Here is a 20,094-nt window from a genome sequence, read left to right as displayed (position 1 = left end):
GATCCGACCGTTCGTCAGATCTTCGCGCAGGTCGCGCAGGATGTTGGTGAGCTGGAGCGCCAGGCCGAGGGTGTCGGCGAGGGCGTTGGGCACCGAGGGTTCGGTACGCAGCGACGGCGGATCGAACACGCCGAGCGAGAGCCGTCCGATCGAGCCGGCCACGCAGCGGCAGTACACGGCGAGGTCATCCCAGGTGCGGTACACCGTGCCGCGCTGGTCCATCTCGCAGCCGTCGATCAGCTCACCGAACGCGCCGAGGTCGAGTGGGTAGCGCGCGGCCGCGTCGGCCAGCGCCACGAGTACCGGATCGTTCGGGAAGTCGCCCGGCGCGGCGGCCTGCTTGCGCGCGTGGTCGAGCGCGACCGTCTTCTCGGCGATCGGCAGGTCGCCGTCGCCGATGTCGTCCACCCGGCGGGCGAAGGCGTAGACGGCGGACAGGGCTTGGCGCTTCGGGCGCGGCAGCAGCCTGATGCCGTAAGAGAAGTTGCGCGCCTCCACGCCGACGATGCGCTCGCACTCCGCGTACGCCGCCGTGACATCGAGATGCTGCGGATTCCTGTGCGGCTCTGAAGTGACTGGAGGATTCGCGCCGCGCGGCGCGGCCGCCTCCTGGCGCGAATCCTGCGCCGCAGCCGCGGAGGAATCCGCGGCCGTCAGGTCGGAGGGCTGGTGGGTTGCGGCCGCCGGGGGCCGGTTCTCATCGCTGGTCTGCACGTGATCAACCTAATCCGGGGTCAGCGTCGTCGGCCCAGAAGCACACCGGCCGCCGCGCGCAGTGTCGCGCCGGTGGTGGGCTTGGGCGTGGCGGCCAGTACGTCGTAGTCGGCGTGGCGTAGCGCGGTGAGGGTCGCCCGGCCGCCGGCCACGTAGCCGATCACCGCGGGCTTGGCCCAGCCGCGCAGCCGCCGGGTCAGCGGCACGCCCCGGCTGAGCATCACCGCGGCCCGCCCGGCCTCCCAGCGCAGCAGGGCCTTGACGTCCTCGTCGGCGTGCTGCTCGGCGAGGGCGCTCTCGGTCACCCCGAACGCGGTCAGGTCCTCGCGGGGCAGGTAGATGCGCCCTGCCCGGTAGTCCTCGGCCACGTCCTGCAGGTGCTCGATGACCTGAAGTCCGGTGCACACCGCGTCGGAGTCGGCGATGTTCTGCTCGGTGGCCTGTCCGGCCAGGTACAGCACCACGCGGCCGACCGGGTTGGCCGACAGCTTGCAGTAGTGCACCAGCTCCGCGAACGTGGCGTACCGCAGCTTGTGCTGGTCCATCAGATTCGCGGCGACCAGGTCGTGGAAGGGCTCGATGGGCACGCGGCCGTCGCCGGTAATCCGCAGCAGCCCGCGTACCGGCTCCAGGGTCGGCGTGGCGCCGGAGGCCAGCCGGTCCAGGTCCGTGTCCACGTCCTTGAGTGCGGCTATCCGGTCGCCGGCGTACTCGTCGCCGAGGTCGTCCACGTAGCGCGCGAAGGTATAGAACGCGGCCAGGTCGGCGCGGATCTCCCGGGGCAGGAAGCGCAGCGCGACCGGGAAGTTCTCGGCCTGCTCCTTGGCCGCGATCACCGCGCGGTCCGGGCTGACCACCTCGTCGGGCACCGCCGCCGTGGCTTCAGCGGCTTCAGTGGGTTCAGCCGCGGGCGCCGATGGGTCGTCCTCCGTGACCTCCGGCACCGCCGCCGTGGCTTCAGCGGCTTCAGTGGGTTCAGCCGCCTGCGCCGTCGTGTCGTCTCGCGTGACCTCCGGCACCGCTGCCTCGGCCGCAGGCTCGGCCGAAGCCGCGCTCTCAGGCACGCTCGCCGGGGCCGGCGCCGCAGCGCCGTCCCCGAGCACCGTCTCGTTCGCCGCGGCCCGGGCCTCGACTGCCTCGTCGCCGTCCGCCGCCCTCGTCTCCTCGCTCACCGCCGCTGCATCGCCTGCTTGACCAGGGTGCGGCCGAAGTCCCACATCAGGCCGGTGCCCCGGTGGGCGTCGCGCATCACGTCGTCGAAGGCCTCGATGAAGCGGTCCACCTCCACCTCGGTGATGTTCAGCGGCGGCAGCAGCTTGATGACGTCCATGTGGTCGCCGGCCACCTGAGTCAGGATCCGGTGCCGCTGGAACAGCGGGACCACCACCATCTGCGCGAACAGGCCGTGCCTGGCCGCCTGCAGGGTGTTCCACCCGGCCTTGAGCTTGAGCGAGGAGGGCTTGCCGAATTCGAACCCGACCATCAGCCCGCGCCCGCGCACGTCGGAAAGCAGCTCGTAGCGCTCCATCCGCTCGGCCAGCCGGGACTTGAGCAGCTCGCCGATCCGCGCCGCGTTCTGCACCAGCTTCTCGTCCTCGATCACCTGCAGCGCGGCCAGGCCCGCCGCCATCGCCATCGCGTTGGAGCCGAAGGTCGAGTCGTGCACCAGCACCCGGTCCATCGAGGAGTAGACCTTCTCGAAGATCCAGCCCTTCGCCAGGGTCGCGCCGACCGGGACGAAGCCGCCGGACAGCGCCTTGGCCACGGTCACGATGTCCGGCTCGACGCCCTCCTCGTGTTCGTAGGCGAAGAACTTGCCGGTGCGCCCGACGCCGGTCTGCACCTCGTCGCAGATCAGCAGCGCGCCGTGGGCCCGCAGCCGTTCCTGAGCCGCTTTCAGATAACCGGGCGGCGGGATGTTCACGCCCTTGCCCTGGATCGGTTCGAGCAGCAGCGCGGCCACGTCGCCGCGGGCCAGCTCCCGCTCCAGCGCGTCCAGATCGCCGAGCGGCAGCGGGGTGTCCGGCAGCAGCGGGTCGAAGCCGCGGCGGAACTCCTCCGCGCCGTTGACCGAGAGCGAGCCGGTGGTCAGGCCGTGGAAGGCGTGGTCGACGTAGAGGATCCGGCTGCGGCCGGTGGCATAACGGGCGAACTTGAGCGCGGCCTCGACCGCCTCGGTGCCGCTGTTGCCGAAGTACACCCGGTCCAGGTGCGGGGCGTAGCCGAGCAGCTTCTCCGCCAGCAGCCCGGCCAGCAGCGGGGAGTCGAACTGCACCAGGTCGGCCAGTTCGGCGTCGAGGACCTGGTGCAGCGCGGCACGGATCGCGGGGTGGTTGCGGCCGGCCGCGAACACGCCGAAGCCGGAGAGGAAGTCGAGGTAGTCGTTGCCCTGCTCGTCATAGAAATAGGCGCCCTGGGCGCGCACGTAGGTCCGGTCGAAGCCGATGGCGTGCAGCATCCGCGGCAGCTGCGGGTTGAGCATCCGCGCCTGCAGGTCGTGGCCCTGCCCGGTGCGTGCACGGATCAGCGCGGCCAAGTCCAGCCCGGTCCCGCGCGCGGGATCCGGTGCGCTGTCGCGGGCTTGGTCACGCCCGCTCAGATCGCCGCTCTCGATCAAGCTGTCCATCGACGCATACCGCCCTTTCGGCCCGCCAGCCCGCCGGGGCCGTCTACCCGCGCCGGATCCGGCTGAACCGGACCGGGCACGGACGTCACCCCGAAACGCCCTGCCTGTCGGGGCTGATACTACGGTGACGATCACTCCTGGGCGGCGGCTCGCCCGGCGGGTTTCCCGGAACTGTGGATATCGTGCGCCGGACGGTTGAGTCCGTGCGCTCGGCGGTTGGATCTCGGCGCTGTGACGCGGCGACGCGGCGGGCGCGGTGCGGGCCCGGCCCGGCTTCAGACGCCCGGCTTCAGAAATCTGGGCGGCATTCTTGAGATGGTCTGACCGTAGTCTCAGATGTCTTTCAAGGAACGCGGGCACTGTCGAGACATGACCGAGACGCAGCACGACCCGCACACCGCCCAGCAGTACCGCCAGGCGTCCTCGTATCCGCAGGCGCCGCAGCAGCCCCAGCCGCAGTGGACCGCTCCGCGTCCGGTCGGCGAGAGCACCCTCCAGGCCCGTGAAGGCGAGTACGCCTGGCGCGGCCCCGGCCAGACAGCCGCCCAGACCTCCGCCCCGCCGTACGGCCAGTCGGAGCCCACCGCCCCGATCGGTCCCTTCGGCCCCGTCCCCGGTTCGCCGCCCGGAGCCGGCCACGCGGCCGAGCCGCGCCGCTCGCCGGTGAAGTTCGGCCTCGGCGTGGTCGCCGCGCTCGTCATCGCCTCCGCCGCGGTCGGCGGGGTCGCCGGAGCCTACTTCGGCTCCAGCCACGGCACCTCAGCCGCCGTGGTCACCTCCATCACCGGCGCGACCACCTCGAGCGCGACCACCACGGTGGGCAAGGTGGCCGCCGCGGTCCTGCCGAGCGTGGTGCAGGTCAACGAGACCACCGCCGCGGCCTCCGGGGTCGGCTCCGGAATGATCATCTCTTCCGACGGGAAGATCGTCACCAACAACCACGTGATCGCCGACTACGTCGCCAACGGCGGCCAGCTGACCATCACCCTCTACAACGGCAAGACCTACAGCGCCAAGGTGATCGGGTACCTCGCGGCCGACGACATCGCGGTGATCCAGGCCGAGGGCGTGTCCGGGCTGACCCCGGTGACCTTCGCCGACTCCTCGAAGGTCCAGGTCGGCGACGAGACCATCGCCATCGGCTCGCCGGACCAGCTGCAGAACACCGTCACCAGCGGCATCGTCTCCGCGCTCAACCGCAAGGTGTCGATCACCGAGTCCACGGACAACGGCGGCGGCTTCCCCGGCTTCGGCTGGCGCGGCCTCGGCTCCACCACCACGGTGAGCTACAACGCCATCCAGACCGACGCGTCGATCAACCCCGGCAACTCCGGCGGCCCGCTGCTGAACACCGCCGGCCAGGTGATCGGCATGAACTCGGCGATCTACTCCTCCTCCGGCGCCTCGTCCAGCTCCGGCTCGGTCGGCCTCGGCTTCGCCATCCCCGCCAACACGGTCACCGCGGACATCGCCAAGATCGAGAGCGGCGGCGGGGACTCGAGTTCAGCCACCTCCTGAGCAAGCACCGTCAAGTCGGGCGGTCCCGCGCGGCGCCGGGCAAGTACGCCCCAGCCTGCGCAGACGGCCGAACGATGCAGGCCACTGAAAGGGTCCGCGCGCTGCGTGTGCCGAAGATCGGCGCCGAGCGCTACAGTGACCGGCGTGCCGGAAACCATTCCCGGCACGCCGGTGGCGCGTCCGGAACAGGTTCACAAGATCGCGCCGTGCGCCACCGACCTCCACCACCCTGCCTGGAGGCCGCCATGGACGCCGCGCGTCGCGCGCTGCTGCCGACCGAGGAAGCCGTCGCGCTCCTCGAACTGACCACCGAGCTCGCCGAGAAGGAGCTCGCGCCCCGTGCCGCCGAGTACGAAGAGGCGCACCGCTTCCCGCGCGAAGTCTTCCGCGTACTGGGCCGTTCCGGCCTGCTCGGCCTGCCGTATCCGGAAGAGTACGGCGGCGGCGCACAGCCCTACGAGGTCTACCTCCAGGTCGTCGAAGAACTCGCCCGGCACTGGCTGGCCGTCGGCATCGGCGTCTCGGTGCACACCCTCTCCTGCCACGCGCTCGCCCACTACGGCGACGAGCAGCAGAAGGAGCGCTGGCTGCCGGACATGATCGGCGGCGACCTGCTCGGCGCCTACTGCCTGTCCGAACCCTCACACGGCTCCGACGCGGCGCACCTGACCACCCGCGCGGTCCTGGACGGCGACGAATACGTCGTCGACGGCACAAAGGCCTGGATCACCCACGGTGGCGAAGCCGACTTCTACACCGTGCTGGTGCGCACCGGCGATTCCGGCGCCCGAGGCATCACCGCGCTGCTCGCCGACGCGAGCACGCCCGGCCTGAGCGCCGCGCCGCCGGAACGCAAGATGGGGTTGCGTTCGTCGACCACCGCGCAGGTGCGCTTCGAGGGCGCGCGCATCTCGACCGAGCGACGCCTCGGCGAGGAGGGTCAGGGCTTCGCGATCGCGATGGAGGCCCTGGACGGCGGACGCCTCGGCATCGCCGCGTGCGCCATCGGTCTCGCGCAGGCCGCGCTGGACGCCGCGGTGACCTATGCGCGCGACCGGGTCCAGTTCGGCAAGCCGATCATCGAGCACGACGGCGTCGGGTTCCTGCTCGCCGACATGGCCGCCAGGCTCGAGGTGGGCCGGGCCGGCTACCTCGCGGCGGCGCGGCTGCGCGACCGCGGGCTGCCGTTCACCCGGCAGGCGGCGGCGGCCAAGCTGTTCTGCACCGACGCGGCGATGCAGACCACGATCGACGCGGTCCAGGTGCTCGGCGGCTACGGCTACACCGCCGACTTCCCGGTCGAGCGGTACCTGCGCGAGGCGAAGGTGCTCCAGATCGTCGAGGGCACCAACCAGATCCAGCGCCGGGTGATCGCTCGGAGCCTCGCCCGTCCCTGACGAGGCGTTATGAAACTGTCGGTAAGCCTCTCAAACCACATGAGCCACGGCGCTTGAGGCCAGCCGCCTGCGCCCGTGCGCGACTTTTCACCGGAACGTGGCGCAGTTCACGCCCCGCAGCGCTGCGCGGTTGGGTAGGTTTCTTGTCGGAACTCTTACAGAAACCGATCCGACAGCGGGACTACAGGGGGATCCGGCACGGTGGTTTCGGCGGCGCACGGTGTGGGGTGAACACCGGGCCGGGTAGGGACGCCGGTTTACCGAGGACGGCGGGTTGAGCTGAAAGGCCGGGTGAGGGGCTCGGTCGGTACCGGCGGCAGCGTCGAACGAGAGGCGGATGGGCCATGGCGGATCGGGCCGACACCTCGGCGCGCGGCGGCGGCCTGCGATTGTTCGGCGTCGCGCACGCCGTGGCGATCGCCTGTCTCGTCGGCGCGTATCTGGTCGACGGCCTGCACGGGTTGACGGTCGCGGCTTTGCTCGGCGTGCTGGAGGTCGCGGTCTCCTTCGACAACGCGATCGTCAACGCGACCGTGCTGGCCCGGATGAGCCAGTTCTGGCAGCGGCTGTTCCTGACCGTGGGCATCGTCATCGCCGCGATCGGCATGCGGCTGCTGGTGCCGCTGGCGATCGTGAGCGTCGGCGCCCGGATAAGCCCGAGCTCGGCGATCGAGCTCGCCTACTCCGATCCGCTGAAATACCGCGACGTGCTCATCGCCGCCCAGCCCGGCATCGCGGCCTTCGGCGGCGCGTTCCTGATGATGATCTTCTTCGGCTTCGTGTCCGAGGAGCGCGAGGAGACCTGGATCGGCTGGATCGAGCGGCCGCTGCGCCGGCTCGGCCGGCTGCCGCGGGCCGGCGAGGTGCTGGTGCTCGGCTTCGCGCTGATCGCGGCCGGGACCGTGCACAACGGCGACGCGCTGAAGGTGATGGCCGGCGCGGTCTCCGGGCTCTGCGCCTTCCTGCTGGTCAACGGCGCGGGACAGCTGATCGCCGAACAGGCGGACGCTGACGGGGCGTCACGTCCGCGGGCCACCGTGCACGGCCGGGCCGCCTTCTTCCTGTTCTGCTACCTGGAACTGCTCGACGCGACCTTCTCCTTCGACTCCGTGATGGGCGCCTTCTCGGTGACCCTGGACATCGCGCTGATCACCATCGGCCTGGCGATCGGCGCCGCGTACATCCGCGCCCTGACGGTGTACGTGGTGCGCCGCGGGACGCTGGAGGAGTACCGGTACCTGGAGCACGGCGCGTACTACGCGATCGGCATGCTCGCGCTGCTGCTGATGGTCGAGGTCTGGCATGACGTGCCGGACGTGCTCACCGCGGGCACCGGCGCGGCGATGATCATCGCCGCGGTCGCCTCCTCGCTGGCCGCCCGCCGACGTCAGGAGAGCGCCCAACGCCGCGAGGCCGGCAGCGGCAGCCCCGACGCCAAGGTCCATGCCGGACCCGGTAACCGGCCCGGACTCGACCAGCGCTACGAGCGCCAGCGGCAGGACCACGGCCACGACGAGCGCGCGTCGGAGAGCGCGGGCAAGGGGAGCCACCCCGCCGCGTGAGCGTGCCGTCGGGCCGTCCGCGACTACGGAGCCGCCGGCTCCTCGACGATCCGATCCGCGCTGACCTCCACCGCGCGGCGCAGCTGCTCCAGGCGATATGGCAGCGGCCGCCAGCCCGGTGAGCCCGCCAGTTCGGTGTTCAGCTCCACGACGGTCCGGGTGTACGCGCGTTGCAGACCCCTGGGACGCAGCGGCATCCCGGCCGGCCGCTTGATCGAGTGGCCGTCCGCGGCGGGCAGTCCCGCGTGGTTCCCGGCGACCGAGACCCACAGCGACTTCACGCCGATGTGCAGTGGGGTGAGGATCTCCTCGCGGGCGGCCAGCCAGTGCCGCAGCGCGGTCGCGGTACCGGGGGAGAGGATGATCCGCTCCGTGACCGGTTCGGACACGGACCTGGCCTGGGGATGGCGCACCACGGTCAGCACCGGCTCGGACTCGGCCAGATCCAGGTCCTCGACCCGCAGCGCGCACAGCTCGCCGACCCGCGCGGCGGTGTCGAGCACCGTGCCGATGATCGCCAGCAGCCTGATCCGCCCCGGCCGGGTCGGCGGGCTCTTGGCCTTCTCGGCGAGGTAGGCGCGCAGCTGGGAGCGCGTCGGGCCGTTGACCACCTCGCGCGGCGCGGGCAGCGGCGCCCGCCCGGCCAGCGCCAGCGGCACGCTCAGCTCCTGGCAGATAAGACGCAGGCAGTCCTCGCGGATGCGCATCGAGGAGGCGCTCGACGTGCCGTCCCCGGAGCTGGTCGGCCGCTGCCGCAGCTCGCCGTGCTGCGCGAGACGCAGATAAGAGGTCAGCGACTGCGCGCCGAGCAGATCCGCGGCCTCGCGCACGGTGTCCGCGGGCCGGAACTCGGGATGCACGCTGACCAGCCGCAGCTCCTTGGCGACCCAGCGCAGCTGCCGCGCCCGTGCCGGGCTGGTGCTCTCGCGCAGGCAGAGCCGTTCGACTGCGGCCTCCACCTGCCGGAGCGCGGCCACCGGGACCGGGCGCTGCGCTTCCGGCGGCGCGGCGGTTTCGCTGTCGTCCTGTTGACGCTCCGTCACGAACGATCAAGATACCCGGCGGCACTGACAGCGGGAAGCTTCCCTAGAGCGGGCGAAAGGAGCACTATTGCTCTACGGGTTGTAGAAACAGTTTCATGGGGAGCAGTGTCATGGGGAATGCACGGGAAGCAGTGATCATCGGGGCCGGCGTCGGTGGACTCGCGGCGGCGAACGCGCTGTACCGCACCGGTTGGCGAGTGACCGTGTTGGAGCGGGCGGATGCGCTGCGGCCGATCGGGGCCGGAATCGCCATGCCGCCGAACGCGATGCACGCCCTCGACGCCGTAGACGCCGACGGGATGACGCTCGGCGCGCGCGTCCGGGCGGTCGGCGTATCGAGCGGTGCGATCGGAGCGCGGCGTCCGGACGGCCGCTGGATCTTCCGCCCGAGCGGGGACCCGGTCGGCCGCCGCTTCGGCTATCCGGTGTACTCGCTGGTGCGGACCGAACTGCTGGCCGTGTTCGCCGGGCAGCTTCCCGGCGACGCGATCCGCCTCGACACGACGGCGCAGGTGGCCGATCCCGGAGCGGCGGACCAGCGCGCCCGGGTCGAGACCACGGACGGCCGGGTGTTCGAAGCAGACCTCGTCGTCGCCGCGGACGGCGGCCGCTCGGCGGTGCGGCGCACCCTCTTTCCCGACCACCCCGGGCCCGCGGACGGCGGATACGTGATCTGGTGGATGCTCGCGCCGAGCCTGGGCGAAGAGGAGGAGGTACTCGCGAGCGAGTCCATGGGCAAAGGCACCGTGTGGGGAACCTGGGCGCTGAACGACGGCCGCGTCTACGCATACGCGACCGTACTGAAGGAACTCCTCGCGACCGGGAACGGGCAAGCCGACGATCCGTTAAGTCAGCTGCGGGCACATTTCGCGGGCTGGTATCCGCAAGTCCAACGCATCCTCGACGCCGTCGATCCCGCCTCGGTTTATCGCGACGACGCCCGCTGGATGCAGACTCCGCTGCCCGCGTACCACCTGGGCCGCGTGGCGCTGCTCGGTGACGCGGCGCACCCGATGACACCGGACCTCGGGCAGGGCGGCTCGCAGTCCATCGAGGACGCCGTGGTGCTGGCGAAGCTGCTCGCCGAGGCAGACGGCGACGTGAGCGCGCTCGCCTCGTACACCGCCGCGCGGCTGCCGCGCACCATGGACATCGTGAAGCGCTCGAAGCGCATGTCAGCCTTCCACCACGCCTCGACGCCGGCGGGCATTTTCCTGCGCAACCAGGCGCTGCGGCTCAGCAGTAGTGAGCGCACGGTCGGGTTGTTCCTGCGCTCCTTCGACCCGGTGTTCGGCTGGAAGCCCTGAGCGGCGCCTCACTCGCCTGAGGACGGCGGCCCGCTCTCCCGCGGGGATTCTGGCGCCTCAGCCTTCTGCGCCTTCTGCGCGACCTGCTGCTCGGCCTCGCGCAGGCAGCCGAGCATTTGGCGCAGCTGGTCGTTGGTGTGCCCGATCTCCTCGGTAATCGGTTCGGAGCGCTGCTCCTTCGGCAGCCCCGTCAGTTCGGCCAGCACGGACCGCATCGCGCTCAGCGCCTCGGTCCATCGCGCCGGCGCGGCGTCGTCTGCGTCCTCGTCTTTGTCGTCGCCCTTTGCCCAGCCGATCAACCACGCGGCGGAGCGCAGGCAGCGCGCCCGCGCCGGCAGATTGCCGATCTCGCCCCACAGGTCGGCCGCGCGCCGGTACGCGGGCAGCGCCTCGGCCGTCAGCCCGGCGCTCTGCAGGGCCTGCGCCGCCGACCAGGCGAGTCGAGCGTGCGGAAGGCGATTGTGCGGGTCGTCCTGCACGAGCGTCGCCGCGGCCAGGTACTGCTCGGCGGCGCGCCGGTGCTCGCCCAATTGGGTAAGGCAGTCGGCGTACTGCTCCCGCGTCATCGCGATGCCCGCTGCGTCGTAGGGCACGTGCACGCGCGGCATCAGCTCGTCGAACAACGCGGCTGCTTCGCCATGGCGCTTCAGCCCGGCGTACGCGCGGGCCGCGATAAAGCGATTGTGCAGGCTGTCCGGCTCGCTGGTGCCCTCCCACAGCTCGCCCGCGCGCAGCGCCGCGTCCACGACCTGCAGCCGGCGCTCCGGCTGCCGCCAGAGCGCCTCGGTCACCAGCGAATAGAGCCGGGCCTGCGCGGCCCGGTCGAGCAGGTCGCCGCCGTGCGCCAACGCGTCCCGGGCGTGGCGCTCCGCCGCCGCCGCGTCGCCCTGCTGCAGGGCGAGCTGGGCGAGCAGATCGGCCGGTTCCACGGCGTCCCAGGGCTGTGCGGCCCGCAGCGCCGCGTCCCGGGACGCCTGCAGGCGGGCGGCGGCCTCGGCGCGGTCGTCGCGGCGGAAGGCGAGCTGAGCCAGCATGCGGTGATAGACGGCGGCGCGCCCCGGATCAGCGAGCTTCTCGGTGATCTCCAGCTCAGACTCGATCAGCTCGGTGGCCGGCCGCGGATCCGCCGCGTCGTCCTGCTCTTCGGCGGCGACGGTCGGGTCGGCCAGCCGGGCGAAGGCGTTGAACGCGATGAAGACCGGCAGGCTACGCGCGCTGAGGTACTGGCGCGTCGTCAGATCGCCGGCGGCGTAGGCGGCTTCCGCCTCGGCGCCGATGACCACGGCCTCCGCCTCCGCGGTCTCCCGGTCCCCGGCGAGGAAGGCGGCGAAGGCGGCGTTGGCCCGGGTTTCGCGGGCCTCCGCGGCCTCGCCCAGTTGCGCGAGGCGCTCGGCGATCGCGGCGAGCGCGCCGCGCGCGGCCGCCGGATCCCGTTCCAGCAGCGTCCGGGCACGGCTGCGCTCGACCCGGGCGGCGATCACCGGCGGCAGTTCGTGCCCGCTCGCCGCGACCCGCTCCCAGGCCTGCCGCGCGTGCGGGTGCCGCGCGTCGGACAGCCGCTCGGCTTCGGTCACCAGTTCGTCGAGGGAGGGCGCGGCCGGTCGGGGCGCCGGGTGGGGCGGTGCGGCCGATGGCGCTGCCGCCGCACGCGCCGGCAGCGTGCCTGAGGAGCCGAGCGGCAGCGAGGCCAGCACCGGCTCGGCGCTCAGCCGCTCCTTCGCGCCATCCGACACGGTCGTGCTGCCGTTGCGCGCGTCGAACCGCGCGCACAGCTCGTCGATCCGCTCCTGGAGCCGAGCCGCGGTGTCGCTCACCGTCGCCGGTCCGGGCTCGAGGTTGGTCAGCGCCAGGTCGCCGAGGCCCAGCGTGGACAGGCGGCGCAGCAGCACCTGGGCGCCGATCAGGAACTCCAGCCGCGAGGTCGCGTCCTCCGCGCCGGGGGTCAGCAGTCCCGCGTGCTCGGTGAGGATTTCCAGGCCCCGCGCCTCGTTGCCGGTCAGCGCACAGAACTCCAGGTGCATCCCGATCGTCGAACGCAGATTCGCCACGCCCCGGGCCATCCGGTAGCCGCGTAGGTGATTCGCCCGCGCCTCGTCGGTCCGGCCGAGGCGCAGCAGCGGCAGCAGGCTGTAGGCGAGCACCCGGTGCGGCTCTTCCGCGCACACCAGCTGCCCGCCGAGCACCGGCTCCCAGAGCCGCAGCGCCTCCTCATCCCGGCCGTTGAACGCGTGCCACCAGCCCTGGTCCCCGGCCTCGCAGGCGTTGCAGTCCGCCATCGCGTCGCGCGGCGCGTCGAGCCAGGCCTCGAACTCGCGCTCGGCCACCGCCGCCTGCCCGGTGGCGCGGGCCAGCCGGTGCCGGCCCATGTGCACCGGGCGCGGCGAGTGGCCGGCCTGCCGGTACCGCGACTCCATCTCGGTCAGCCAGCCGGTGATCGAGGCCAGCGACACCTCCGGTACCCGCAGCATTCCGCCGGTCGCCCACTTGAAGTACCAGAACAGGCTGTGCCGGCGCCGCGCGTCGAACGCGCCAGGGTCCCGGTCCCAGAGCCGCAGCAGCCGGGCGAACGGCACCAGCAGCTTCGACTGCTCCGCGCAGTATTCGTACGCGTTGATCACGTCGAGCAGCGACTGCGCGTAGAGCGGAGCGTCGTCGGCCGCCTCGGCCGCTTCCACCAGGTACTCCGCGCGGGCCACCTTGACCGGCCCGTTCGGGTTCTGCGCGTTCTCGGCCAGCGCCGCCCAGATCTCCGCCGGGGTCATCGCGGGCATCGCGACTCAGACCTCGTCCCCGGCGCGCGCGGCCAGCGACGCCCAGGCGAGCAGGTCGCCGAAGGCCCGGTTGAGCAGCGCGGTATCGCTCGGGCGCAGCGGCCGGTGCGTCATCAGCAACGCCTGGCCGTACAGCGCCTCGACCGCCGTGTTCAGCAGCGTGCGGTCGGTTATGCCGCTCAGTCGCCGGACCACCGGACTGTGGTGATTCAGCACCAGCTGTGCGCGCGGCGCCGAGGACTTCAGGGCGCCCAGGATCTCGGCCCACAGCTCGTCCGCCGCCGCCTCGGTCTCAGCGCGGGTGCGCTCGTACCGGGCCTCGCGGTTGTCGAGGTGCAGCGCGGGGACGGACACCGGGGCGAAGGCGCGCAGCACCACGTCGCAGTCCAGCGGGTCGAGGGTGGCCCGCGCCGAGGCCAGGAAGCCGGCCAGGGCCAGCTCCTCGGCCGGGTCCACCAGGTCCAGATGCGCGGTGACCACGTCCGCGCCGAGCTCGCCGACCACCGTGCCGGGGATGACCTGCGGCAGCTGCTCGACCAGGTCCGCGTCGTAGGTGTAGCCGCCGTTGACCACCCCGATGCCCTGTGCCGCCGCGATCGGCGCGACCTGCCGGAACTCGTCCACGGTCCGGGCCAGGTGGATGCTCGGGTGGTTGCGGGCGAACTCGGTCAGCGGCACCCGGCCGTCGGTGGTCTCGAAGTCCAGGAACGGCAGCATGATGCGCAGCAGTTCCCGGTCGTGCCTCGCCATCGCCTTGACACCCAGGGCGTGCACGCTCAGGAACGTGGCCAGCCGGGTCGGGTCCTGCGCCGCCAGATCGGTCAGCCAGTCGCGTATCCGGACGCCGAGCGCCTCGCGCACCGCCGAGAGCGTCTCGTCCTCATACAGGCCTTCGCGCGAGGCGGTAGGCCGAAGCGTGTCCGTGTCGATGATGCAGCGCACGAAGAACGCCCACTCCGGCAGCAGCCCGGTCGTCGCGTCGGAGAGCAGCATGCCCTTCAGGTGCACGCGATGCCGGCCGGCCTCCGCCGGATTGGCCGCGGACGGCAGCACGTAGGCCACCCCGCGCACGCCGGCCAGCGGCACGTTCAGCTCGATCACGTCGAGGGCGGTGAAGCCGAGGGCCCGCTCGCCGTAGTCGAACAGTGCCAGGCGGCGGGCGGCCGGCGAGACGTGGTCGCGGTCCCAGACCGGCGGGCTGTCGGTGGTGCGCACGGCGCCGTCCGGCGTCTCCACGACGACCTGGTACGGCAGCAGGGCGCCGTAGTCCCTGGCCAGCGCGGCCACCCGGTCCGGCGCGAACCAGCGCTCGGCGCCCGGACGCGGCGTCAGCTCCACGGTGGTGCCGGGCTCCGGGCGCGCCGCCGGGTCGAGCGCGCGGATCGTGTACCGGCCGTCCGAGGTGGCCAGCCACTCCACCGGCGGCGCGTCCGGGGCCGCCGCGGAGCGGGTCGTCACCCGGATGGTGTCGGCGACGGTGAAGCAGGCCAGCAGCCCGATGCCGAACTGGCCGAGGAACTCGCGCCGCGCCCCGGCCAGGTCGTCGCGCTTGGAGGAGCGGCCGATGGTGGCCAGGAAACGGTGCACGTCCGCCTCGGTCAGCCCGATCCCCGGATCCTCGATGCGCACCGAGGCGCCGTCCGCGACCAGGCGGATGCCGGTCGGCGCCGCCGGATCGGTGCCAAGCCGCGCCGTCACCGCGTCCACCGCGTTCTGCAGCAGTTCGCGCACGTAGATGCGCGGCGAGGAGTAAAGGTGGTGCGACAGCAGGTCGACCAGCCCGCGCAGGTCGACCTGGAACGCGTGCGCGTCGGCCAGGGGCGGGTCGGTCAGCGGGTTTTCCGGCATGCGGCTGATCGTAGGGGAGCCTTGTGACATGCGCGGCCTTGTTTCGAATACTACTGCCCGAACCCGTTACCGTTGGGGGATGGAGGAGATCGACCGGCAGATCGTCCGGCTGCTGCTGGCCGATGGGCGGATGAGCTACACCGACCTCGGCAAGGCCACCGGGCTGTCCACCTCGGCCGCGCACCAGCGGGTGCGCCGGCTGGAGCAGCGCGGCGTGATCAAGGGCTACCGCGCCGTGGTGGACGCCGAGGCGATCGGCCTGCCGCTGACCGCGTTCATCTCCGTCAAGCCGTTCGACCCGGCCGCGCCGGACGACGTGCCCGACCGGCTCAAGGGCCTGAGTGAGATCGAGTCCTGCCACTCGGTGGCCGGTGACGAGAACTACATCCTCAAGGTGCACGTCGCGACGCCCGGCGCGCTGGAGGGCCTGTTGGCCAGGATCCGCTCGGCCGCGAACGTCTCGACCCGCACCACGATCGTGCTGTCCACCTCGTTCGACGGCCGCCTGCCCGACCTGCCCGAGCCGCTCGGCTGAGCACGCAGCCGATCGCGGCCGATCACAAAGTCAGTACCGTTCAGCCGGGCTGCTTGTAAGGTGAGGCGGCATGAACGACTGGCGGCGGCGTACCGGACCGATCGCCGTGCTCACCGGCGCGGGCATCTCGACTGATTCCGGAATCCCGGACTTCCGCGGGCCTCAGGGCGTCTGGACGCGCAATCCGATCGCCGAGCTGAGCGCGAACTACCAGGACTATCTGATCGACCCTCGGCTGCGGGAGCGCTCCTGGCTGGCGCGGCGGGACAATCCCGCGTGGCAGGCTGAGCCCAACGCCGGGCACCGGGCGCTGGTGGATCTCGAGCGCTCGGGCAGGTCCGTTCGCATCCTGACGCAGAACATCGACCGGCTGCACCAGCGGGCCGGCTCGAGCGGGCGCCGGGTGCTCGAACTGCACGGCAACATGTTCGAGGTGGTCTGCGTCTCCTGCGCCGCCCGGGTCACGATGCGCGAGACGCTCGACCGCGTCGCCGCCGGTGAACCGGATCCGGCCTGCCTGCGCTGCGGCGGCATCCTCAAGTCCGCGACGATCATGTTCGGGCAGGCGCTCGACGAGGAAGTGATCGCCCAGGCCGCCGTGTACGCCCAGGTCTGCGAGATCTTCCTCGCAGTGGGCACCTCGCTGCGCGTGCACCCGGCCGCCGGGCTCTGCGAAGTGGCCGTCGATTCGGGCGCCGACCTGGTGATCATCAACAACGAGCCGACGCCCTACGACGACCTGGCCAGCGAGATCATCCGCGAACCGATCTCGCAGGCGCTGCCGCGCATCGTCGCAGAGCTCAGCGCTACGGCCGGACAGACGGCCTGACAGCTCGTCATGCGGTTCCGTCACCGCGGATCGGATCCATCGGATCCATCGGATCCGCGGCTACGGCAGCTCCGGCGCGAGTGCGAGCACTGACTCACGGAACGCCGTCACCGCCGGGGACGCCCAGCGATCCTCCCGCCAAACCAGGCCGAGCACGCGCGTGCCGCCGGTTCCGGCCAGCGGGACGTACCGCAGCCACGGGTCTCCGGCCTGGTCGATGCCGCCGTCGTACGTTCGCGCACGCGGCAGAACCGCCACGCCGAGTCCGACCGCGACCATCCCGCGCAGCGTCGCCACGTCGTCGCCCTCGAACGCGACCGTCGGGGCGATGCCGGCCTCGCGCCACAGTTCCTCGGTGGATTCACGTAGACCGGTGCCCGGCTTGTTGGCCACGAAGGTCTCCGCAGCCGCTTCGGCGAGGCGTACTCGTTGCCGTCGCGCGAATCGATGCTCCACCGGGACGGCCAGGTACAGCTGCTCGCGGCGCAGCGGCCGCCAGACGAGCCGCGGGCCGTCCGGGCGCGGCGAGGTGATCACCAGGTCCACCTCGCCGCGCTCGAGGGCGGCCAGATTGGTGGCCGAACCGCCCTGGATCAGGTGGAAGCGCACGCCCGGGTATTGCGCGCGAAAGGAGAGCAGCAGGCGCGGTACCAGCCACGGGCCGACCGTGTGGAGGAACGCCATCGCCACCGTGCCGGATTCGGGACTGGCCAGCTCCGCAACCGCCCGCCGCCCGGCCTCCAGTTCCCGCAGCACCCGGCGCGCGTGGGCGAGGAACGCCTCGCCGTAGCGGTTGAGCGCGAGGACGCGGCCCTTGCGGTCGAACAGCGGCGCGCCGAGCTCCTGCTCCAGCCGGGCCAGCGCTCGGGACAATCCCGGCTGCGACAAGCCGAGTTCGGCCGCGGCGCGCCCGACGTTCCCCGTCTCGCACAGCACGGTGAACCAGCGCAACTCCTCGATCTGCATACCTGAATTCTTACATGCGAAAAACGCATGGAAACGGTGATCTCAGGTTATTGGACGCATCAGGCCTGCCTGAGTCACCATGGAACCGCCTCGACCGCGTCCCGCCCGGGACGCGGCGGGGACGGCCCGAAGACGCGTCGCCCGTCCACAGCACTGCCGGGGGAGGGCCGTGTCCACCTACAGCGAAACTGTTCGCGAACTTCGATCCCCGGGCCGGATCGCCCAAGCGCCGCGCTCCGCGCTGGCCCCGATACGCGGCGTCCGCCTCGCATTCGGCGTGATGCTGCCGCTCGCACTCGGCGTGTGCCTTGGCCGCTACGACTACGGCGTCTACGCGGCTCTCGGTGCCTTACCGTCTGGGTTCGCAGCGATGCTTGGCGAGGGCCGCAAGAAGCCGACCGCCGTCGCACTCGCTTCGGTTGGCATGGCATGGGGAACCTTCGTCGGCGCCCTTGACGCCAACACCCCGGCGCTGCTCGTTCTGTTCATCGCTGCCTTCGCCTACGCGGCCGGCATCGCGGGCGCGTTCAGCGACCGGGTAGCCATCGCCGCGCTCCAATGGCCGGGCGCGCTGCTCATCGCCACCTCCACGCCGGACACGCCCCGCCAAGCCGCCGCACGCGCGGGATTCGTTCTCGTCGGCGGACTCTTTCAGGCCGCACTCGTCGCGCTCGCCGTCCACGCGGAACGGACTGACATCGACGCCGCGTCAGCGCCTCTTCCCCGGCGTAGCGCCCGCGAATTCGCCGCTCACCTCGCCACCACGATCCGCGCCCACGTCGGCTTGAGCACGCACCACGGCCAGCACGCGCTGCGTCTCGCCGTCACCGCGGCCATCGCACAGAGTGCCGCGCTGCTGCTCGGCCTCGCGCACCCGTACTGGGCCGCACTGACCGCCGTGCTGGTACTCAAGACAGAGCACGTACTCACCGTGCGCCGCGCCCTCGACCGCATCGGCGGCACCGCGGTCGGCATCCTGCTCGGCCTGCCGCTCGTCGCGCTCGCCCACTTCGGTCCCGCCGCGCTGCTGATCGGCGCGGGCGTCGCGATCACGCTCGGGTACACCGTCTTCTCGGCTAACTACTTCCTCTACTCGGTGTTCCTGACCGGTTTCGTGGTCGTATTGCTCGATCTGCTCGGGTTCGGGGCGGGCCAGACGGTCGTGCCCCGGCTGCTTGCGACCCTGCTCGGCGGGACCATCGCCCTGGTCGCCTCGCACGCCCGCCCCTCCTAAGCTGAGTGCATGACGGCTGAGGGCAGGTCACCCGGCGAGGCACGATCCAAGACGACGCTGCTGCACAACGGCGCGATTTACACCCCGGCCGATCCGTTCGCCACCGCGATGGTCGTCGAGAACGGCACCGTCGCCTGGGTCGGTTCGCAAGGCGCGGCCGAGGCGCAGGCCGGCGGGGTTGACGAGTCGATCGACCTGCATGGCGCGCTCGTCACCCCGGCCTTCGTGGACGCGCACGTGCACGCCACCTCGACCGGCCTCGCGCTCACCGGCCTTGACCTATCCGGGTGTGCCTCGCGCTCCGACGCGCTGGGTCGGATCGCCGCCTTCGCGGCTTCGCTTCCGGACGACGCGGTCGTGCTCGGTACCGGTTGGGACGAGACCACCTGGGATCACGGCACGCCGGACGGCCGGAAACCACTCACCCGAGCCGAGCTGGATCGCGCGGCGGGCGGCCGCCGCACCTACCTCTCCCGGGTCGACGTGCACAGCGCAGTCGTCTCCAGCGCGCTGCTCGACGCGGCCCCGGAGGCCCGCTCAGCCACCGGATACGCCGAGGACGGCCCGCTCTCGCGCGACGCCCACCACGCGGTACGCGCCGCTGCTCTCGGCTCCATTACCGCCGCTCAGCGTGCTGACGCGCAGCTCGCCGCGCTGCGCCGCGCCGCCGAACTCGGCATCGGAGCCGTCCACGAGTGCGCCGGTCCGCAGATCTCCGGCGAGGACGACTTCACCAGCCTGCTCGCGCTGGCCGCTGATCCGAGCACTGCCAGCCCCTACGTATTCGGCTACTGGGGGGAGCTGACCGACCCGATCAAGGCCGTCGAACTCGGCGGCGTGGGCGCGGGCGGCGACCTGTTCATCGACGGCGCGATCGGCTCCCACACCGCTTGCCTGCGCGAGCCCTACGCCGACGCGAGCGAGTCGGGCCTCGGCGGCGCGACGGCGGCCGGCTACGCAGGCGCGGCATACCTGACGGCCGAACAGATCGGTGCGTTCCTCGTCTCCTGCGTCGAAGCGCAGGTGCAACCCGGCTTCCACGTCATCGGCGACTACGGGCTCGACTTGCTGGTCGCCGGGCTCGACCTCGCACATGAATTGGTGGGCGAGCGGCGACTGCGAGCCATGCGGGTGCGCGCCGAACACGCCGAGCTGATGGACAGCGAGCACATCAAGAAGTTCGCGCACCACGGCGTCGTGGTCTCGGCGCAGCCCGGATTCGACGCGGCGTGGGGCGGGACCGACGGTATGTACGTCCAGCGCCTCGGACCCGGCCGTGCGCTCGGCATGAACCCGTTCGCGGCGACGACCGCGGCAGGCGTCGTGCTGGCGTTCGGCTCCGACTCGCCGGTCATCCCGCTCGGCCCGTGGGAGGCGGTGCGCGCCGCGGTCTTCCACCGCACCGCGGCTTCGCGCATGACCGCGCGCGCCGCGTTCGCGGCGCACACCCGCGGCGGATGGCGCGCGCTGAACCCGGCCGCGGCGGGCGTGCCGCAGGACGAGACCGGCGTCCTGTCACCCGGAGCCCCGGCGACGTACGCCGTGTGGGAAGCCGGAGACCTGATCGTGCAGGCCCCCGACGAGCGGGTCGCCGCGTGGTCCACCGACGAGCGGGCCGCGGTGCCCGGTCTGCCCGATCTGACGCCCGGACTCGACCTGCCACGCTGCCTGCGCACGGCGGTGCGCGGACGTCCGATCCACGACCTGCTCGCCGCCTGAGCTCAGCGGGGGCGGTCGGTAACGA

At 71.9% G+C, this 20,094-nt stretch carries 15 protein-coding genes; 8 read left to right on the top strand and 7 right to left on the bottom strand.

Going from position 1 to position 20,094, the window contains the following annotated elements; all coding sequences use genetic code 11:
- From VFA06_RS25765 to VFA06_RS25755, 3 genes are all read right to left on the bottom strand, one after another.
- The coding region (locus tag VFA06_RS25765; protein ID WP_349260358.1) for a squalene/phytoene synthase family protein at positions 1 to 507 on the bottom strand (507 nt) is incomplete at its 3' end.
- Positions 508 to 734: 227 nt separating this feature from the next.
- A complete protein-coding gene (gene hpnC / locus VFA06_RS25760; RefSeq protein ID WP_324843310.1) occupies positions 735 to 1,886 on the bottom strand; it encodes a squalene synthase HpnC in 1,152 nt (383 codons plus the stop codon).
- Positions 1,883 to 3,340 carry an aspartate aminotransferase family protein gene (locus tag VFA06_RS25755; RefSeq protein ID WP_324843309.1) on the bottom strand — a complete coding sequence of 486 codons (1,458 nt, stop codon included), beginning with the start codon at positions 3,338 to 3,340 and terminating at the stop codon, positions 1,883 to 1,885. Before VFA06_RS25755 ends, hpnC begins: the two co-directional genes overlap by 4 nt.
- A gap of 369 nt (positions 3,341 to 3,709) precedes the next feature.
- Between VFA06_RS25755 and VFA06_RS25750 the strand changes: the two genes are divergently transcribed.
- The 3 genes from VFA06_RS25750 to VFA06_RS25740 all read left to right on the top strand — a co-directional run bounded on the left by VFA06_RS25750 (position 3,710) and on the right by VFA06_RS25740 (position 7,817).
- Positions 3,710 to 4,858, top strand: coding sequence for a S1C family serine protease (locus VFA06_RS25750; protein WP_324843308.1), 1,149 nt, complete (start codon positions 3,710 to 3,712; stop codon positions 4,856 to 4,858).
- Positions 4,859 to 5,103: 245 nt separating this feature from the next.
- A complete protein-coding gene (locus tag VFA06_RS25745) occupies positions 5,104 to 6,255 on the top strand; it encodes an acyl-CoA dehydrogenase family protein (RefSeq protein ID WP_324843307.1) in 1,152 nt (383 codons plus the stop codon).
- Between the two features lie 344 nt (positions 6,256 to 6,599).
- The gene (locus VFA06_RS25740; protein WP_324843306.1) at positions 6,600 to 7,817 is read left to right on the top strand and encodes a DUF475 domain-containing protein; all 1,218 of its coding nucleotides are present in this window, start codon (positions 6,600 to 6,602) and stop codon (positions 7,815 to 7,817) included.
- A gap of 23 nt (positions 7,818 to 7,840) precedes the next feature.
- Here VFA06_RS25740 and VFA06_RS25735 read toward each other — a convergent pair whose 3' ends face one another.
- Positions 7,841 to 8,860, bottom strand: a complete 1,020-nt coding sequence (locus VFA06_RS25735) for a site-specific integrase (protein WP_324843305.1) — start codon at positions 8,858 to 8,860, stop codon at positions 7,841 to 7,843.
- 110 nt (positions 8,861 to 8,970) lie between these two features.
- On the opposite strand from VFA06_RS25735, the gene VFA06_RS25730 reads away from it, so the two are divergent.
- Entirely contained in the window at positions 8,971 to 10,167 is a 1,197-nt protein-coding gene (locus VFA06_RS25730) for an FAD-dependent oxidoreductase (RefSeq protein WP_324843304.1), read from the top strand.
- Positions 10,168 to 10,175: 8 nt separating this feature from the next.
- On the opposite strand, the gene VFA06_RS25725 is transcribed toward VFA06_RS25730, so the two are convergent.
- Positions 10,176 to 12,938 carry a hypothetical protein gene (locus VFA06_RS25725; protein WP_324843303.1) on the bottom strand — a complete coding sequence of 921 codons (2,763 nt, stop codon included), beginning with the start codon at positions 12,936 to 12,938 and terminating at the stop codon, positions 10,176 to 10,178.
- 6 nt (positions 12,939 to 12,944) lie between these two features.
- Positions 12,945 to 14,786 (bottom strand): HSP90 family protein, encoded by a 1,842-nt coding sequence (locus VFA06_RS25720; RefSeq protein WP_324843302.1) that lies wholly within the window; start codon positions 14,784 to 14,786, stop codon positions 12,945 to 12,947.
- 79 nt (positions 14,787 to 14,865) lie between these two features.
- Here VFA06_RS25720 and VFA06_RS25715 point away from each other — a divergent pair, with 79 nt between their 5' ends.
- Together VFA06_RS25715 and VFA06_RS25710 are read left to right on the top strand one after the other, a co-directional pair.
- A complete protein-coding gene (locus tag VFA06_RS25715; RefSeq protein WP_324843301.1) occupies positions 14,866 to 15,321 on the top strand; it encodes an Lrp/AsnC family transcriptional regulator in 456 nt (151 codons plus the stop codon).
- 70 nt (positions 15,322 to 15,391) lie between these two features.
- The gene (locus VFA06_RS25710; protein ID WP_324843300.1) at positions 15,392 to 16,150 is read left to right on the top strand and encodes a Sir2 family NAD-dependent protein deacetylase; all 759 of its coding nucleotides are present in this window, start codon (positions 15,392 to 15,394) and stop codon (positions 16,148 to 16,150) included.
- Between the two features lie 60 nt (positions 16,151 to 16,210).
- Here the strand turns inward: VFA06_RS25710 and VFA06_RS25705 are convergent, their stop codons facing one another.
- The gene (locus VFA06_RS25705) at positions 16,211 to 17,116 is read right to left on the bottom strand and encodes a LysR family transcriptional regulator (protein ID WP_324843299.1); all 906 of its coding nucleotides are present in this window, start codon (positions 17,114 to 17,116) and stop codon (positions 16,211 to 16,213) included.
- A gap of 169 nt (positions 17,117 to 17,285) precedes the next feature.
- Here VFA06_RS25705 and VFA06_RS25700 point away from each other — a divergent pair, with 169 nt between their 5' ends.
- Together VFA06_RS25700 and VFA06_RS25695 are read left to right on the top strand one after the other, a co-directional pair.
- Positions 17,286 to 18,350 (top strand): FUSC family protein, encoded by a 1,065-nt coding sequence (locus VFA06_RS25700; RefSeq protein ID WP_324843298.1) that lies wholly within the window; start codon positions 17,286 to 17,288, stop codon positions 18,348 to 18,350.
- A gap of 9 nt (positions 18,351 to 18,359) precedes the next feature.
- On the top strand, positions 18,360 to 20,069 hold the full coding sequence (locus tag VFA06_RS25695) for an amidohydrolase (RefSeq protein WP_324843297.1): 1,710 nt from the start codon (positions 18,360 to 18,362) through the stop codon (positions 20,067 to 20,069).
- Positions 20,070 to 20,094 lie beyond the last annotated feature (25 nt).

The sequence above is a fragment of the Actinocrinis sp. genome, from assembly GCF_035653575.1.
Taxonomy (GTDB): Bacteria; Actinomycetota; Actinomycetes; order Streptomycetales; family Catenulisporaceae; genus Actinocrinis.
Note: the sequence above shows the minus strand (reverse complement) of the source record. Positions and strands in the feature narration are given on the sequence as shown.

What these genes read in the sequence shown, in the direction of transcription:
- VFA06_RS25755 (WP_324843309.1), bottom strand. Translation starts at nt 3,340, where the DNA reads ATGGACAGCTTGATCGAGAGCGGCGATCTGAGCGGGCGTGACCAAGCC.
- VFA06_RS25730 (WP_324843304.1), top strand. Translation starts at nt 8,971, where the DNA reads ATGGGGAATGCACGGGAAGCAGTGATCATCGGGGCCGGCGTCGGTGGA.
- VFA06_RS25705 (WP_324843299.1), bottom strand. Translation starts at nt 17,116, where the DNA reads ATGCAGATCGAGGAGTTGCGCTGGTTCACCGTGCTGTGCGAGACGGGG.
- VFA06_RS25750 (WP_324843308.1), top strand. Translation starts at nt 3,710, where the DNA reads ATGACCGAGACGCAGCACGACCCGCACACCGCCCAGCAGTACCGCCAG.
- VFA06_RS25710 (WP_324843300.1), top strand. Translation starts at nt 15,392, where the DNA reads ATGAACGACTGGCGGCGGCGTACCGGACCGATCGCCGTGCTCACCGGC.
- VFA06_RS25715 (WP_324843301.1), top strand. Translation starts at nt 14,866, where the DNA reads ATGGAGGAGATCGACCGGCAGATCGTCCGGCTGCTGCTGGCCGATGGG.
- VFA06_RS25695 (WP_324843297.1), top strand. Translation starts at nt 18,360, where the DNA reads ATGACGGCTGAGGGCAGGTCACCCGGCGAGGCACGATCCAAGACGACG.
- VFA06_RS25725 (WP_324843303.1), bottom strand. Translation starts at nt 12,938, where the DNA reads ATGCCCGCGATGACCCCGGCGGAGATCTGGGCGGCGCTGGCCGAGAAC.
- VFA06_RS25745 (WP_324843307.1), top strand. Translation starts at nt 5,104, where the DNA reads ATGGACGCCGCGCGTCGCGCGCTGCTGCCGACCGAGGAAGCCGTCGCG.
- VFA06_RS25740 (WP_324843306.1), top strand. Translation starts at nt 6,600, where the DNA reads ATGGCGGATCGGGCCGACACCTCGGCGCGCGGCGGCGGCCTGCGATTG.
- VFA06_RS25720 (WP_324843302.1), bottom strand. Translation starts at nt 14,786, where the DNA reads ATGCCGGAAAACCCGCTGACCGACCCGCCCCTGGCCGACGCGCACGCG.